Annotated in this window: 14 protein-coding genes and 1 tRNA gene; 10 read left to right on the top strand and 5 right to left on the bottom strand. The window is 59.7% G+C overall.

Annotated elements, in window-relative coordinates:
* Positions 1–84 precede the first annotated feature (84 nt).
* From QWL29_RS12715 to QWL29_RS12705, 3 genes are all read left to right on the top strand, one after another.
* Positions 85–1275 (top strand): BON domain-containing protein, encoded by a 1191-nt coding sequence (locus tag QWL29_RS12715; protein WP_305823256.1) that lies wholly within the window; start codon positions 85–87, stop codon positions 1273–1275.
* 113 nt (positions 1276–1388) lie between these two features.
* Complete coding sequence (locus tag QWL29_RS12710; RefSeq protein WP_305823255.1) at positions 1389–2228, top strand: HDOD domain-containing protein; 840 nt, start codon at positions 1389–1391, stop codon at positions 2226–2228.
* 159 nt (positions 2229–2387) lie between these two features.
* Positions 2388–3332: a choice-of-anchor A family protein gene (locus QWL29_RS12705; RefSeq protein ID WP_305823254.1), complete on the top strand. Its 945-nt coding sequence runs from the start codon at positions 2388–2390 to the stop codon at positions 3330–3332.
* On the opposite strand, the gene QWL29_RS12700 is transcribed toward QWL29_RS12705, so the two are convergent.
* From QWL29_RS12700 to QWL29_RS12680, 5 genes are all read right to left on the bottom strand, one after another.
* Positions 3308–4483, bottom strand: coding sequence for an MFS transporter (locus QWL29_RS12700; protein WP_305823253.1), 1176 nt, complete (start codon positions 4481–4483; stop codon positions 3308–3310). The two genes, QWL29_RS12705 and QWL29_RS12700, sit on opposite strands and share 25 nt — an antisense overlap.
* A 146-nt stretch (positions 4484–4629) precedes the next feature.
* Positions 4630–5223 carry an IMPACT family protein gene (locus QWL29_RS12695; RefSeq protein ID WP_305823252.1) on the bottom strand — a complete coding sequence of 198 codons (594 nt, stop codon included), beginning with the start codon at positions 5221–5223 and terminating at the stop codon, positions 4630–4632.
* Positions 5224–5317: 94 nt separating this feature from the next.
* A tRNA-Lys gene (locus tag QWL29_RS12690) sits at positions 5318–5393 on the bottom strand.
* 186 nt (positions 5394–5579) lie between these two features.
* Positions 5580–6095 (bottom strand): hypothetical protein, encoded by a 516-nt coding sequence (locus tag QWL29_RS12685; protein WP_305823251.1) that lies wholly within the window; start codon positions 6093–6095, stop codon positions 5580–5582.
* A 156-nt stretch (positions 6096–6251) separates the two neighbouring features.
* Entirely contained in the window at positions 6252–6836 is a 585-nt protein-coding gene (locus QWL29_RS12680; RefSeq protein ID WP_305823250.1) for a PEP-CTERM sorting domain-containing protein, read from the bottom strand.
* 423 nt (positions 6837–7259) lie between these two features.
* Between QWL29_RS12680 and QWL29_RS26645 the strand changes: the two genes are divergently transcribed.
* The 7 genes from QWL29_RS26645 to QWL29_RS12650 are packed head-to-tail and all read left to right on the top strand — an operon-like array spanning position 7260 to position 14697.
* The gene (locus tag QWL29_RS26645) at positions 7260–7880 is read left to right on the top strand and encodes a contractile injection system protein, VgrG/Pvc8 family (RefSeq protein ID WP_308635374.1); all 621 of its coding nucleotides are present in this window, start codon (positions 7260–7262) and stop codon (positions 7878–7880) included.
* Positions 7811–10147, top strand: a complete 2337-nt coding sequence (locus tag QWL29_RS12675; protein ID WP_370663695.1) for a type VI secretion system Vgr family protein — start codon at positions 7811–7813, stop codon at positions 10145–10147. Before QWL29_RS26645 ends, QWL29_RS12675 begins: the two co-directional genes overlap by 70 nt.
* A gap of 5 nt (positions 10148–10152) precedes the next feature.
* Entirely contained in the window at positions 10153–11028 is an 876-nt protein-coding gene (locus QWL29_RS12670; protein ID WP_305823249.1) for a DUF4123 domain-containing protein, read from the top strand.
* Positions 11025–11594, top strand: coding sequence for a DUF3304 domain-containing protein (locus QWL29_RS12665; protein WP_305823248.1), 570 nt, complete (start codon positions 11025–11027; stop codon positions 11592–11594). Before QWL29_RS12670 ends, QWL29_RS12665 begins: the two co-directional genes overlap by 4 nt.
* Positions 11575–12894: a T6SS phospholipase effector Tle1-like catalytic domain-containing protein gene (locus QWL29_RS12660; RefSeq protein WP_305823247.1), complete on the top strand. Its 1320-nt coding sequence runs from the start codon at positions 11575–11577 to the stop codon at positions 12892–12894. Before QWL29_RS12665 ends, QWL29_RS12660 begins: the two co-directional genes overlap by 20 nt.
* Positions 12891–13868 carry an IS481 family transposase gene (locus QWL29_RS12655; protein ID WP_305823246.1) on the top strand — a complete coding sequence of 326 codons (978 nt, stop codon included), beginning with the start codon at positions 12891–12893 and terminating at the stop codon, positions 13866–13868. Before QWL29_RS12660 ends, QWL29_RS12655 begins: the two co-directional genes overlap by 4 nt.
* Positions 13869–13920: 52 nt before the next feature.
* On the top strand, positions 13921–14697 hold the full coding sequence (locus tag QWL29_RS12650; protein ID WP_305823245.1) for a hypothetical protein: 777 nt from the start codon (positions 13921–13923) through the stop codon (positions 14695–14697).
* Positions 14698–14729 lie beyond the last annotated feature (32 nt).

The raw sequence follows: 14729 nt of genomic DNA, 5'->3' as shown, positions 1-14729 counted from the left end.
GCAACGGTACGCTGTCGCACAGAAGTTGGGAGGGGTGCGGCGTTTAATGACGCCATCACAACAACCGACATGAGGGACACTGCCATGAACTCCTTGCTTGCAACCCTGCTCGCCACCGCGGCCGGCGCCAGCCTTGCCATTGCGCCTGCCCAGGCCCAGACAAAGGACGCCGCCGGTTACCGCGATGCCGTGCAAAAAGTGTCGGCCGACTACAAGACGGCCAGCGCCAAGTGCGACGCCATGAAGGGCAACGACAAGGACGTCTGCATGGCCGAGGCCAAGGTGGCCCGTGCACGCGGCGAATCGCAGGCCGTGGCCAAATATGAAAACAGCGAATCGGCCCGCTCGCACGCCCGCGAAAAAGTCGCGGACGCCGACTATGACCTCGCCAAGGAAAAATGCGACGCCAGGAACGGCGCCGACAAGGACAGCTGCATGGACAATGCCAAGTCGGTGCACACCGCCGCCCTGGCCGATGCCAAGGCCGGACGCGACGGTTCCACCGCGCTCGGTTCCAGCGGCAGCACCGGCCTGATCGCCAGTACCGACACGAAGGACCCGGCCAAGGCCGCGGCCGTTGCCAAGTGCGAACAGGCGACCGGCGGCTCGGCGGCCGGCTGCCTGGTCGACAGCAAAGGCAACGTGACCACCATGGCCAACCGCGCCGAGAACGCCACCGACCGCGCCGCCGACAAGACCCGCGCCGCCGCCTCGACCGCCGTCGACAGGACCAAGGAAGTAGCCGCTACCGCCGTCGACAAGACCAAGGCCGCTGCCTCGACCGTGGCCGAGAAGACCGGCCTGGACGGCGCCGGCGAACGCCTGCGCGCGGCCGGTTCGACCATCGCCCAGAAGACCGAGAGCGCGGTCGACAACCTCGGCGACAAGACCCGCCAGGCTGCGTCGAGCGCGAAGGAAAACACGCAGGAAGCCATGCAGACCGCCGGCGAGAAGACGCGCGACACCGCCGCCGCCGTGGCCGACCGCACCGACCGCGCGACCGACAAGGCCGCCGACAACACGCGCGAAGCAACCCGCGACGCCACCCGCGGCACTGCCGTGGCCGCTTCCGACACGGCGATCACGACCAAGGTCAAGGCGAACATCTTCAAGGAGCCGGAGCTGAAATCGATGGCGATCCATGTCGAAACCGAGAAGGGCGTGGTGATGCTGAGCGGTTTCGTCGAATCGAAGGCCGAGGCCGACAAGGCCGTGAAGGTGGCCAAGGAAGTCGATGGCGTGGCCAGCGTGAAGAGCGCGATCAAGGTCAAGTAAGCGACTGCTGTGTTTCCGTCGCTGTCGTTTTTTACCGTCGCCCGGAGGCAATCCGGACGGCGGCGGCAGCCCGGGCTCCTACCCAACCGGGGGTGGCGCGGTATAATTTTCGGGTGAATAAACTCGAAGCCTTTGGATTCATCGTGGCCCAGGCCGCCCGCGGTGACATTACCTTTCCTACCAGCGTGAACGCCGTGCTGCGCCTGCAGCAGGCGCTCGACGATCCCGACTGTCCGCTCGACGAAGCCATCCGCCTGGTGCTGGCCGAGCCGCAACTGGCCGCGCGCACCGTGGCGCTGGCCAATTCGGCCGCGTTTTCCGGCGGCGGCGGCCCGCCCGTCACCAATGTGCGCGCGGCCGTGATCCGCATCGGCTACCGCCGCCTGCAGGCCTTGGTGGCCAGCCTGGTGGTGCGCCAGTTCGGCAGCCGCATCAAGGACCGCGGCCTGCGCAGCAAGGCCGAGCAGCTGTGGGAGCACACGGTGCACGTGGCGGCGCTGGCCGGGGCGCTGGCGCGGCGCGTCACCTTCGTCAATCCCGACACGGCCCTGTTCGCCGGCATCATCCACGAGGTCGGCGGCTTCTACCTGCTCTCGCGCGCCGACGAATTTCCCGGCCTGCTCGATGACGACACCGAGAAGTGGGGCGAGCTGTGCGAGGACGTGGTCAGCCTCGAGGTGCTGAAGAAGCTGTCGGTGCCGGCGCTGGTGGCCGACGCCATTGGCGAACTGCGCCGCGGCTGGATCAACATGCCGCCCTCGAACCTGCTCGACACCCTGCTGCTGGCGAACCAGTATGCGCCGGTGCCGTCGCCGCTGGGGGCGCCGCCGGCCGAACTGCCGGCCCACGGCGACAGCGCGCTCGACTTCGTGCTCGATGAAGAGATGCTGGCCGAGATCCGCGCCGAGGCGGCCGAGACCCAGGCGATCATGGGCGGGCCGCTGCTGGTCTGATCGGGGCCAGCTTAACGGCGCGTTTTTCAGGAACCAAGGCCGAGGCCAGCCGTTCTCATCGACATCCAGCAAGTGCTCGACGCGCAGACCGAAGCATGTGATATTTCGCAAACTTCTAGTGATAATATTTGGAAATATAAATTTCCACTGGGAATCACCATGCGCATCGCCAGGCTTGTCGCCAGTGTTCTTGCTTTTAGCGTCGGGGCGAGTGCCCACGCCGGTGTCATCGACCTGACCAGCATCATCGGCGGGGCCAACCTGTACGCCATCCACGACTTCACGGCGCCGTCGAGCGACGTCGAGGGGGCGCTGGTGGCGGGTGGAAATGTAACCGTGTCGAGCTATTCGATCAACGACAAGAAGCGCCCGGCGTTCGGGGAGTATGCAGCAATCGTGGGCGGCAACCTGACGTTGACCGGCGGCTCGATCAACCATGGCGGCGTCTACGTGGGCGGCGCCACGACCATGCAGTCGGCCGCCACGCCGACAGCCTTGCCGACCAACCCGGTCGACTTCGCCGCTACCGAGCAGTACTACAAGACCCTGACCCAAACGGTTGCCGGGATGGATGCAACCGGCGCAGTGAATCCTTTATGGAGCGGGGTAAGGGTAACGGGCAGCGGCAAGGGCGGCGTGGATATTTTCAATGTCTCGTCCGACCTGTTTCGCACCTCGAGCAGCTGGACGCTGGAACAGCTGACGCCCGGCCAGACCCTGATCTTCAACATCAGCGGCGACCTTGGCACCTTCAACGAAGGCGGCATCAGCTTCGAGCCGCTGAGCGCTTATAACGTGCTGTTCAATTTTTACGAAGCAAAGAACGTCAACGTGAAGGGCGTGATCGGCAGCGTGCTGGCGCCGTATGCCGCGGTGAATGCCAACTCGGGCGTCATCAACGGCAACGTGATCGTCGACTCCTGGAACTCGACGATCCAGGTGAATGCCAACCATTATTTCCAGGCCGTCGACGTGCCCGGTTTCAACCTGCCGCCGGGCGCCGGGGATCCGCATGGCGAGATACCGGAGCCAGGTTCGCTGGCCCTGGTCCTTGGCGGCCTGTGCGCGGCAGGCGCCGCTTATCGCTGGCGCAAGGCGGCCTGAGGCAGAGGCTTGCGTTCCATGGCAAGCATCCACAGCGCCAGGCCTACGCCGGCCACGGCCATGCCGGCCGCCACCCACTGCGGCGAAGCGTACGAATAGCCCAGCGTCAGCGGAATCCCGCCAAGGAAGGCGCCGGTGGCGTTACCGATATTGAAGCCCGACTGGCCGAGCGACGAGCCAAGCATCTCTGCTTCGCGCGAATGGCCGATCAGCAGCATCTGGATTGGCGGGCCCAGCGCCAGCGCGTTCGCGCCGGTGGCAAAGGCCAGCATCAGCATCGCCGGTTGCGAGCTAGCGAGCAAGCCGTTCAACAGCAGCAGGACCGTCATGCTGGCGAGCAGCAGGGCCACCGCGCGCAGCGGCGCGAAGCGGTCGGCCAGGCGCCCGCCAAGCGTGACGCCCACGGTCATGCCCACGCCGACCACCGTCATGATCAGCGGGATCTGGCCTGGGGCAAACTGCGCCATGTCGGTCAGCAGCGGCGCGATATAGCTGAACCAGGCAAAGAAGCCGCCGGTGCCGATCGAGGTGATCGCCAGCGCCAGCCACAGGCCCGGCTTGCGGAAGATCTTCAGGTCCTTCCTCAGGCCGGCGCCGGGCGTGGCCTCGAAGTAGGGCACCCATTGCTTCAGGCTGAGGGCGGTGGCCAGGCCGATGGCGGCCACGACCAGGAACACCAGGCGCCAGCTGACGTTGTGCCCGAGCCAGGTACCGAAGGGCACGCCGAGCACGTTGGCCAGGGTCAGGCCGGTGAACATGGTCGCCAGCGCGGCGGCCACCTTGCCCGGATCGGCCAGGCGGCTGGCCACCACGGCGCCAACGCCGAAGAAGGCGCCATGCGGCAAGCCGGCCAGGAAACGCGAGGCCATCATCAGCCCGAAGTTCGGCGCCAGCGCCGACAGGCCATTGAACACGGCGAACATCAGCATGAACCAGACCAGCACGCTGCGCGGCGGACGGCCGGCCACCAGCGCCACCAGGGTCGGCGCACCGACCACCACGCCCAGCGCGTAGGCGGAAATCAGATAGCCGGCCTGGGGAATGGTGATATCTAGGCCGGTAGCGATGTCGGGAAGGATGCCCATCATCACGAATTCGGTCATGCCAATACCGAACCCGCCCAGGGCCAGGGGAAACAAGCTTTTCTTCATCAAAATACGGGATCTTTTCTTCTAGGTTGCCCGCGACACGCCAGATGCGGTCGAAGGTGGTCGGCCACTATAGCGGCTGGCTGGCGCACAGTCAGCTTTCGTGTCGTGATGTCTGGTATTCCGTGCACTGATAGTGCCGGCGAACGCTAGTCGTCGTCGCGCAGCCAGGCAATGCGGCCATGCCCGGCCTCGTTCAGGCGCGCGGCAAAGGCGCCCGCCGCCGCCTCGGGCAAGCTGAAGGCAAACACGACGTCATTGCCGTGCGCGACGTCCAGCAGCGTCGCGCCGGCGCCGTCGATCTCGCGCCGCACCAGGCCTTCGAGCGGGTAGGGAGCGCTGCAGCGCAGGACCGTCTTGCGGATGATGGCGATCTTTTCGGCCTGCAGCAGCGCCTGGGCTACGCTGTCCGTATACGCCCGCACCAGGCCGCCGGCGCCCAGCTTCACGCCGCCGAAGTAGCGCACCACGGTGGCGAGTACGCCTTCCAGGTCCTGGTGGCGCAGCACGTCGAGCATGGGGCGGCCCGCGGTGCCGCTCGGCTCGCCATCGTCGACTGCCGCCGATTGGCCGCCCGCCAGCAGCGCCCAGCACACGTGGGCCGCACCCGGATGCCGGGCGCGCAGGCCGGCGACGACCTGCTGGGCGCCGGCCCGGTCCGCCATCGGCTGCACGCAGGCGATGAAGCGGCTCTTCTTGATGAGCAGTTCGTGGTGGACGGGGGTGAGGATGGTCTGGGGCATGGTGCCTGGTGCCGGAAGCGAAACGGAAAGCAGAAACAAAAACGCCAACCGTGCTGGTTGGCGTTTTTGTCGATGCTTTACTACTGAAATTCTTTGGTAGGCCGTGCGGGATTCGAACCTGCGACCAACGGATTAAAAGTCCGCTGCTCTACCAGCTGAGCTAACGACCCGAAGAAGGCAAGATTATAGCCGGACTCTGGCGAGACGCCAAGGGTTTCATGCAAATCATGCGAAATCGCAAGATCAGGTACGGATTTTGGTAGTACGCAACGTGCGGACCAGTTGGCTGGCGCAGCGTTGCGGTGCCTGATGCCGCTGCATTTCCAGGCTGCTGCGCGCCGAAACAGTCTGCTTGCTCAGGTTTCGACTTCCTTGTCTTCTTCCTGGGCTTCGTGCATCGCTTCCGGTTCCAGCTTCTCGGCATCGACGTTCAGGCGGATAAATATGCCCCAGCTTGCCAGCAAGACCCCGGCGGCCACGCCGATCGAAGCGACCTCGGGCAGCAACTCCGGTTTGGTGTGCAGGAACTGGAACACGCCGATCAGGCACTCGACCGCCAGCGACACCACCACCACGATCAGGAAGCGCGACAGGAAACGGCGCACGCGGGTCGGCGCGCTGGTATGCACGGTACGCTGGACTTCCTCTTCGAGCACGGTCTGGCCCAGTTCGAGGGCGGCGACCGCGATGGTGACCAGGCCGACGCATTCGAGGATGACCTGGAAGCGTTCCTTGACGGCGTGCTCCTGGCCGGGGCCGATGGCGGTCCAGATTTCGATTCCGGCCAGCACGATGAGTGCGAAACCGCAGGTAAAGAAGAGCAGGGCGGCAAGAACGTAGCCGACGGTGCTGAGTTTATGGAGTGCTTTCATGGAGGATGCCTTGTGTTCGAATTTGTGAACACTTTAGCATCATTGCAACGAGCCACGCGTTTCGCTACGCGCTGCTTATATGGTAACGCCGGCAGTAGCGGAAACGACAACGCCAACCTGCGGGTTGGCGTTGTTGCTTCCTGCCTGACAAATCGATCAGGCGGATTTGCGGCGGCGCGAAACGCCCAATGCACCCAGGGCAAGGCCGACGAGGGCGATGGAGGTGGGTTCAGGAACGTCTGCAACCACTGCGGTTTCGCCGGCCGTGATCGACAAGCCCGTATTTTCGTAGCCGTAAGCGGCCACCGATGCAGGGAAACCATTGCCTGCGGTCGTGTTGATGAGCGCCCAACCGTAATTCAGGATGCCCGTGGTTTCGTTGAGGAAGCGCAAGCCGACATATTCCGAGCGGCCGGCCTGGAACGAGTCGCCTCGGGTCTGGTACTGGTTGAACTGGCCGGTCGAGGAGATCAGGTCGCCGAACTGCAGCACGCGCGCTTGCGCCGTGGTGCCAGGCGTGCCGGTGGCAAGGATGCCCGATGGTCCAGGGGCGCCATAGAAGGTCAGGCCGGAGTTGTTATTGTAAGGATTGAAGTCGTAGCCGGCAAATTCGGTGGGGCCGTAGAAGCCCGTGACGAAATTGAAATACACGCCGTCGATGTTGTTAGGAACATTGACAGGCGCAGCGCCAAAATTGACCGAGATGATGGCGGCATGGGCTGCGGGTGCAAGGAACAGCATGGCAACAGCGCCAGCGAGCAGGCTGCGCGCGATGTTAGGCGTTTTCATGAGTTTTCCTAGTTTGGGTTTGAGTGACTCACGCAGCTCTTGAGCAGGCGCTTATTTGTTAATCAGCAAAAATCGAACCAGGTAAACCATTCTTAATGGAATCAAGCGCTTGTATGTACGCCAGTGATATTTTGCCTGAATGTAAAAAGTTTCGACAAATAAATGACTCCGACTGCGATGTTGGCGGTGCAGCTCCGGGGGTGTGCTGCAGTGCGGCTTGTTTGTCGGTTTGCTGTCACAGCAAACTATGATTTTGCTCAACAATGATCTGAGTCAAAGTAATGCCGGGATCGGGCGGCATGATGACAGATGCTTTTCTGCACTTTTGCACGACGTCATTTTGTCTATACCGATTACCGAGGAGTGCATCTGGTCATGAGCATGGCATTGACCCAGCGGATCGCTGCCGCATTGTCCGGGTTTTCAAGCACGCGCCGCCTCTACGAACTCGTCATCGGCGATGGCCGCTCCGGCCCGCCAACGGGCAGCCTGCTGGTGGAGGCTTTCGTCGCGTCCGATGGCCTGCAGGAAGTAGGTGTGCGCGACATCATCGTGCTGTCGACCAGCATCCACATCGATCTCGATGCCTTGCTGGGCGAACCGGCCGCGCTGGAAGTCTGCCTCGCCGATGGCAAGCGTGAACGCTACGGCGGCGAGATCTGCGAAGTGGCCATGCTCGGCAGCGACGGCGGCCTGGCGCGCTACCGGATCCGGCTGTCGCCCTGGATCTGGCGCCTGGGTCAGGTGCGCAACAGCCGCGTTTGGCAAGACAAGCGCGTGACCGAGATCGTCGACGCCGTCTTTGCCAGCTACCGGCCGCTGGCGCGCTGGCGCGCTGGCGCTGGAGCGTGGACACCGGCCCCTTCCTGCGCGATACCCTGCCACGCACGTATTGCTGCCAGTACCGCGAATCCGACCTCGATTTCGTGCGCCGCATCCTGGCCGAGGAAGGACTGGGCTGGCGCATCGAGCAGGACGCGGAAGGTCCGATGCTAGTGCTGTTCGGCGACAGCAGCCATCCGCGCGCATTACCCGAGGACCTGTCGAGCGCTGCAAGCGGCGCCGTTCGTTACCACGCGGCGCGCTCTGTCGAGCAGGACGATACGGTGCAGGCGCTGACCGCCCAGCGCCGCCTGCATGCCTCGCTCGCCACGATGTTGAGCTACGATTACAAGGCCAAGCAGATCGTCGCAAGGGGTTCGCCATCGCGTCTTGCGCATCCACGTCATCTTCCCGTGCTCGAGGCCTTCGACGCGCCGGGGCAGGAGACGTTTGCGACGCTTGCGCAGGCGCGGCACTACACCGACCTGCAGATGGAAGGGAAGGAGGCGCGCGCCGAACTCTGGCAGGGCCGTTCCACGGTGCGTACCTTACGGGCCGGAACGCGGTGGAAGCTTGCCGGGCTGCCTGTGCGCGCACGTGGCAATAACGCGGCGTTTGCCCTGACGCGCGTGCTCAGCGTGGGCGTCAACGACATGCCGCCGCCTGCGCAGCATGCCCTGGCCGAACTGTTCGGGCCGATTCCCGAGCTGCTCGAAGAATGCGCGCAGCGCGACTGGCCGCAGCGCGACTGGCCGCAGGGCGTCGCGCTGGCCATCGCGCAGGCCCGCGCGACCGGCTACGCCAACTGTTTCGACGCCATCCCCGCCGACCTGCCGTGGCGTCCGCAACTGCCGGGCAGCGACGGCCGCAGCAAGGCCAAGCCGACGGCCCACGGTTCCCAGAGCGCCATCGTGATCGGCCCCGATGGCAGCGACCAGCCGAACGGCGCCAACGAACTGTATTGCGACCGCCTGGGGCGCGTGCGGATCCACTTCCACTGGCAGGACGAACGCAACGCCGGCTGCTGGGTGCGCGTGGCACAGCGCCTGGCCGGCGGCGGCATGGGCAGCCAGTTCCTGCCGCGCATTGGCCAGGAAGTGCTGGTGCAATTTATCGAGAACGACATCGACCGCCCGATCATCGTCGGCGCGCTCTACAACGGCCAGGGCGAAGGCGGCATTACGCCAACGCCGGGCGGACGGCGCGATACCGGCGACCGCTCGAAGGTCTTCACCTTCGCACACGATCACAACACTTCGGCGCAGGGCAATCTCGCCGGCGGCAACAGTCCGGTGTGGCACGGCGCGTCAACCGACGACGCCGGCCACCGCAACGGCGCCGCGCAATGGGGCATCCGCAGCAAGGAATTCGGCGGCAGTGGGTACAGCCAGTTGCTGTTCGACGATACCGACGGCCAGGGACGGGTGCAACTGAAATGCACGCATGGCGCGACCGAGCTGAATCTCGGGCACCTGATCCATACCGCGGACAACTATCGCGGCAGCTTCCGCGGGCTGGGGGCGGAACTGCGGACCGATGCGTATGGCGCGGTACGGGCGGGGGCGGGCTTGCTGGTGTCGAGCTATCGAATCGCGCATGCGGACACATCACGCGATCCGGCAGGCGAGAACGCTGCGCTGCTTGGGCTGCTGCAGCAAGCGGCCATGCTGGCCGAGAGCTTCAGCGCCGCTGCGACGACGCATCAAACGGTCGGCTTGGCGGCGCATCTTGGCGTCGACAAGGGCAATGCAAGCTTGCTCGATGCGCAGTCGGCGCCCTTGAAGGCCTTGCTGGCGGCGATGTCGGGCATGGTGGGCACCGAGTCGCTGGAGGCGGCGCTGGCGGATGTCAGTGCACGTAATACCGCGGCGGGTATGGACAAGGTGCCGCATTCGACCGGCGCAGTGATTGCGATTGCAGCCAAGGATGGCTTCGGGGCGAGTGCCGGGCAAAGCCTGCAACTGTCGAATGGCGAGACCGTTTCCCTGATCAGTGGACAGGACACGCAGTTCGTGACGGGAGGACAGATGCGCATGCATACCGGGCAGGCGATTGGCGTGCTGGGCGGGGCGGTGAAGGCGGGCGAGGGCGGTGTTGGGCTACAACTGATTACGGCGAAGGACGATATCGACATTCAGGCCCAGGGTGATGAGCTGAAGGTGCAGGCGCGAGACGATGTGAATGTGGTCAGTGCGAATGGGCATATCGACTGGGCGGCGGCGAAGAGGATCAGTTTATCGACGGCGGGCGGGGCGAATATCACGATCGAGGGCGGAAATATTACGGTGCAGTGTCCGGGGAAGATTGTGGTGCGTGCGGGGAAGAAGAATTTCAGCGGGCCAGCCAAATTAGATTTTCCACTTCCAGCTTTGCCGACAAGTATCTGCGTTGAGTGCCTGTTAAAAGCACAGGCGGCGGGATCACCATTTATTCTCAGATGAACAATATGTCTTCTATCGATTTCTACAAAGCTATTCAGATTGCTGCAGTGGATAGTCCGGAGCAAAACGTCTATCTGCTGCTGGATCAGGCGGGCTTGCCTGGCGTTTACCAGGAACTGCAAAAACATTCTGTACCTCGGATCGCCTTGTTTGAAGACACAACAGAAAAGTCTGCCTTGGCCATTGCGCCAGTTTTGATTCTGGCTGCAGAGCACGGCATGCTAATAGCGAAAAAACGTCTTTATCACTGGCTTTCCAAATATGCCAGCGACACCTTTTCAACTATTTTCATAATCTCACCACTTCCTATAGAGGCAATGAAAATAAGGCTGAGTTTGCGACTGGAGGCTGAGTTGTCGGAGAAGATGAGCGCGATATTTCGATATTACGACTCGAGGATTTTAATGGCTCTCACAAGTATTTTCGACGAGGTTGAACGAGCGGCGTTCTTTGGCTTGGGAAGTGCCTGGATCTATCCAGATCGGTCGGGTCAGCTGGAGACAATCAGAACAGTGTTCAATCTTGATGATAAATTCGTCGCGCCGTTAAAGCTTCATGCAAATCAAGAATTCGCGTTCTTAGAAGCTTCTGAGGTAGATCAAGTCTTGGACTTGCTTCGTACAGTCATTCCTCGAAAAATGAGGGAGTTTTCTGTCCCTGAGCAATTTTTCTTAGTAAAGGATTTGGTGTCCAAAGCAAAATTTGAAGGAGTTGAGTCTATTTTAGGTTATTCGATTTTTTGCAGCATTTTCTTGCGAGGTGGCTCCAACGTTTTGGATTCACCATTATGGATCGACGTCATGAAAGAACTGAAAAGCGGAGCAGGAGATATGACAAGACTCGATGATTTGATTGAGGATTTATTTTTGGAGCTTGTATGAAAAATAATATTCATCACTGCAAGCCATTTCTGCTCAGGAAAATTTGTATTCTGATTTTTTGGTGTTGGGTGTCGTCAGTATCAAGCGCCGCGCAAAATCCAGAAAGCCGGGAAAATAGCGAGTGGCTGTTAGGTCTGGTTGGGTACAATTATACCGATCGTGAAATTGAAGATTATAGTATTGACGGTGTTGGCGGGGGACAGATACGAAAGAGTTCACCTACTAGTGGAGGAGGTGGAACCACATGTTGTGTGCGCTTGTTAAAAGAACTTAACGGAACGGTCCAGGTCAAGGTACGTTGGCAAGTGGATGGATGTCGATATCTGATCAAGGACCTCGATGGAAATTCTGAGGCGGCGAGACACTTTTTCTATCGAGAGGAAGAAGTAAGCGTCACTATACCCCCTGGCAAAACTATTGCGTATTTGGAAACGCATTTTTATCCGAATGGTCGACCTCAAGTTCGCCTAACCGAATATTCATCCCTGCCTGCACTCGCGCTGGACAAGAAACGACCAGATCGTTCGCTCTTTCCGAGGTGTAAAGATGACCAGCAGCCAGAATGATAAAAGTGTGGGAGATTCGATCTCTCCTTCGTTCAAACCTGCCGAAAACGCGCTTCGAGCCGCTGTTATACAGTCTGAAAGTGTTCCAGTCGATGAAACTCCGCGAAAGTGCCAGCCCGTGAGTTTCTCTGGGACAGCATCGGGATTCAAAAATGCCAGCCTTCAAAAAGGTGTGATGGGAAGCTGTAGACGAAACCTTTGGATTTCCTACTTTTTCGACGGTACTGGCAATAATATGGAAGCGGATCTTGGCCTGGGTAAGCACAGCAGCGTGGCGCGACTCTATCGTGCGCATGTAGAAGAAGATCCGATCGCTGGAATTTGGCGGGTTTATATTCCTGGCTTGGGAACAAACTTTCCTGCAATTGGAGACGAGGGAAAGATGCTGGATCTCATTTCCGGGGCTGGGGGAGATGCACGGCTTGCATTTGCACTTCAAGAATTCGACAGGCTTCTTGCGAAATCTTTAGCAAACGGAATGGCACCAACAAATGCTGTACTAGAAATAAATATAGCAATTTTCGGTTTCAGTCGTGGCGCAGCGCTGGCTCGCGCGTTCAGTAATAACCTCATGCGCGAGCGCTGCGAATTGCGCGAAGGGAAGTGGAAATTAAAAAGCAGTAGCTCCCATGTCCGGTTCCGGTTCATGGGATTGTTTGACACCGTTGCTTCTGTTGGTAATACCATGAGCAGGAATAATATGGACTATTATAATCCTGCGATCTCGGATGTTAAAGGAATGATTAATGAAAGACATAAGGATTATCCTCGCACGCGCCCGATAGAACTGGCTTTCTCTAGAAGCGGTACTCCGGGCGCAGATCCAGCCACGGGGAGCTATACTGGACACGATAGCTGGGGAGCAAAAATGAGGATCCATGAAACAGTCGAGCACGTTAGGCATTTTATTGCTGGACATGAAATTCGAAATTCGTTCCCAGTCGATAGCATCAGCTTTTTTGACAAGGGAAGATTTGTCAAGCCATCGCACTTTTACGAAACCATCTACCCAGGCGTACACTCTGATGTAGGTGGTGGATATACGCCAGGGGAAGGTGGCCGTGCATTACTTCCATCGCAAAACTTTTGCCTGATTCCGCTGAACTTCATGTATAAGTGCGCTGTTCGTAGTGGCGTTCCTATGGTTGCAGAGTTCAAGGAAGCTAACTGTTTAGTTTCGTGCGATCATTTGCCTCGCCGTAGCTGGCCTTTGTTCCGTGCAAAGGCTATGCTGGGCGACTTGATTGCTGGGTTCAGCAGTCCCGGCATTCAATCGCACCAGGAGCAGTTGGCAGCATGAGTTCACGCATTCACCCGCAAGCGCGTACCACCCCGAAAATCCGGCAGGAAATCAAGGATTCGGGCCTCTCGGATAGGCAGGCCGCCAAGGTCTTCAACATCAGCCGCGCCACCGCGCGCAAATGGCTCAAGCGCGAGGACGTACAGGACCGTTCCCATCGTGCCCACACGCTGCATACGACCTTGAGCGCAGCGCAGGAAGCCATCGTCCTGGCACTTCGCCAGTCACTCTATCTTCCCCTTGACGACCTGTTGTTCGTCACACGGCAGCACATCAATCCCGACGTATCCCGCTCAGGCATCGCACGTCTGCTCAAGCGCGAAGGCATGTCGCGTCTGGAAGACGTGATCCCGAAGGCCGAAGGCGAAACGGTTCAACCCAAGAAGACCTTCAAGGACTACGAGCCAGGCTTTGTTCACATCGATATCAAGTACCTGCCGCAGATGCCGGACGAGACCTCACGTCGCTACTTGTTCGTCGCCATCGACCGCGCTACCCGCTGGGTCTTTATGCACATCTACGGCGACATGACCGAGAAAAGCAGCGTCGATTTCCTGCGCCGCCTGAAGCTGGCCTCGCCCATCAGGATCAGCAAGATCCTGACCGACAACGGCTCGCAATTTACCGACCGTTTTGCAACCAAGGACAAGAAGCCGAGCGGCCAGCACGCCTTCGACGTGGCTTGCGCCGCACTGCCTGCCGAGCACCGCCTGGCGCCACCGCGGCACCCGCAAACGAATGGCATGGCCGAGCGTTTCAACGGCCGCATCAACGAATTGCTGCAGCAGACCCGCTTCGACAGCCGTGCCGATCTGCAGGCCACATTGATGAACTATCTGAAGCTGTACAACCACCACATTCCGCAGCGCGCACTCGACGCAAAAACGCCGATCCTGGCGCTCAAGGAATGGCAGCAGAAACGGCCAGAATTATTCGTTAAACGCGTTTATGATCAAACGGGACTCGACAGCTAACGTCGAAGACTTCAGCATACATCCGGCGTTAGTAAATTCGTATAATCATTACATGAAATCCATAGCAGGTGCAAGTAGTATTGGCGACCTGATGAATCATCACCGGCGGCTATATTTCGCATGGCGATTCAGAGCTATTAAAAAGAAACTGGCAGGCGATACAACTGAAGCGGAGGCGATTCGGCATCATGATGTTCGTTTTGCGCAGCGTAGAAATGCCATGTCTTCAGAGGTAATGGAGGCTCGGAAAAAAGAAATTCAAGAGAATTCTTCTTTAAATCATTTGATCAATACACGCGAGTTAGAAGATCGAGAGGAGATTTCGTTGCCTTTGGATGAACTAAATAGGAAAGTGGGAGGCGTTAGTGATAACGATATAGCCCTTGCGCGCCGAAAATATAATGTTGCACGTTGGGAGAGAATCAAAGCCGAGGCAAAACAGAACACAATCCCGGATATGACAAGACTCCAGACATTCGTCGATCTGTATGATAATCAATTAATGGCGGATGTGGCGGCGATTCAGAAAGAAATGCAGCCGGTTGGAAGAAGAGCAGAATGGCTGCAGAATAGGAGAGACTTGCGTCCTCAATACAGGGCCTTAATCGAGGCCTGGGAAGATGAATTCGAACACAATAAGGGATTGAAGGACGAGGAAATTATTCGATTTTTTGATCACTACGTGCATAACTCACTGGCAGGGTTTGCCAAAGACGCTACGCTTCCGTCCGATCCGCGAGCTGTCTTTGTAGGCGGCGATACCAAACTCCTGTACGCAAAACTGGATTCGGGTGGATCAGTTATGGACAGCGACTCCAACGTTGCATAACGGCGAGTGAAGAAAAACAAAAAAGGCGTCAT

The sequence above is a fragment of the Massilia brevitalea genome, assembly GCF_030711405.1.
GTDB classification, from domain to species: domain Bacteria; phylum Pseudomonadota; class Gammaproteobacteria; order Burkholderiales; family Burkholderiaceae_D; genus Telluria; species Telluria brevitalea.
Note: the sequence above shows the minus strand (reverse complement) of the source record. Positions and strands in the feature narration are given on the sequence as shown.

What these genes read in the sequence shown, in the direction of transcription:
- QWL29_RS12695 (WP_305823252.1), bottom strand. Translation starts at nt 5,223, where the DNA reads ATGCCCCAGACCATCCTCACCCCCGTCCACCACGAACTGCTCATCAAG.
- QWL29_RS12705 (WP_305823254.1), top strand. Translation starts at nt 2,388, where the DNA reads ATGCGCATCGCCAGGCTTGTCGCCAGTGTTCTTGCTTTTAGCGTCGGG.
- QWL29_RS12685 (WP_305823251.1), bottom strand. Translation starts at nt 6,095, where the DNA reads ATGAAAGCACTCCATAAACTCAGCACCGTCGGCTACGTTCTTGCCGCC.
- QWL29_RS12665 (WP_305823248.1), top strand. Translation starts at nt 11,025, where the DNA reads ATGAAAAATAATATTCATCACTGCAAGCCATTTCTGCTCAGGAAAATT.
- QWL29_RS12680 (WP_305823250.1), bottom strand. Translation starts at nt 6,836, where the DNA reads ATGCTGTTCCTTGCACCCGCAGCCCATGCCGCCATCATCTCGGTCAAT.
- QWL29_RS26645 (WP_308635374.1), top strand. Translation starts at nt 7,260, where the DNA reads ATGAGCATGGCATTGACCCAGCGGATCGCTGCCGCATTGTCCGGGTTT.
- QWL29_RS12660 (WP_305823247.1), top strand. Translation starts at nt 11,575, where the DNA reads ATGACCAGCAGCCAGAATGATAAAAGTGTGGGAGATTCGATCTCTCCT.
- QWL29_RS12650 (WP_305823245.1), top strand. Translation starts at nt 13,921, where the DNA reads ATGAAATCCATAGCAGGTGCAAGTAGTATTGGCGACCTGATGAATCAT.
- QWL29_RS12655 (WP_305823246.1), top strand. Translation starts at nt 12,891, where the DNA reads ATGAGTTCACGCATTCACCCGCAAGCGCGTACCACCCCGAAAATCCGG.
- QWL29_RS12715 (WP_305823256.1), top strand. Translation starts at nt 85, where the DNA reads ATGAACTCCTTGCTTGCAACCCTGCTCGCCACCGCGGCCGGCGCCAGC.
- QWL29_RS12700 (WP_305823253.1), bottom strand. Translation starts at nt 4,483, where the DNA reads ATGAAGAAAAGCTTGTTTCCCCTGGCCCTGGGCGGGTTCGGTATTGGC.
- QWL29_RS12670 (WP_305823249.1), top strand. Translation starts at nt 10,153, where the DNA reads ATGTCTTCTATCGATTTCTACAAAGCTATTCAGATTGCTGCAGTGGAT.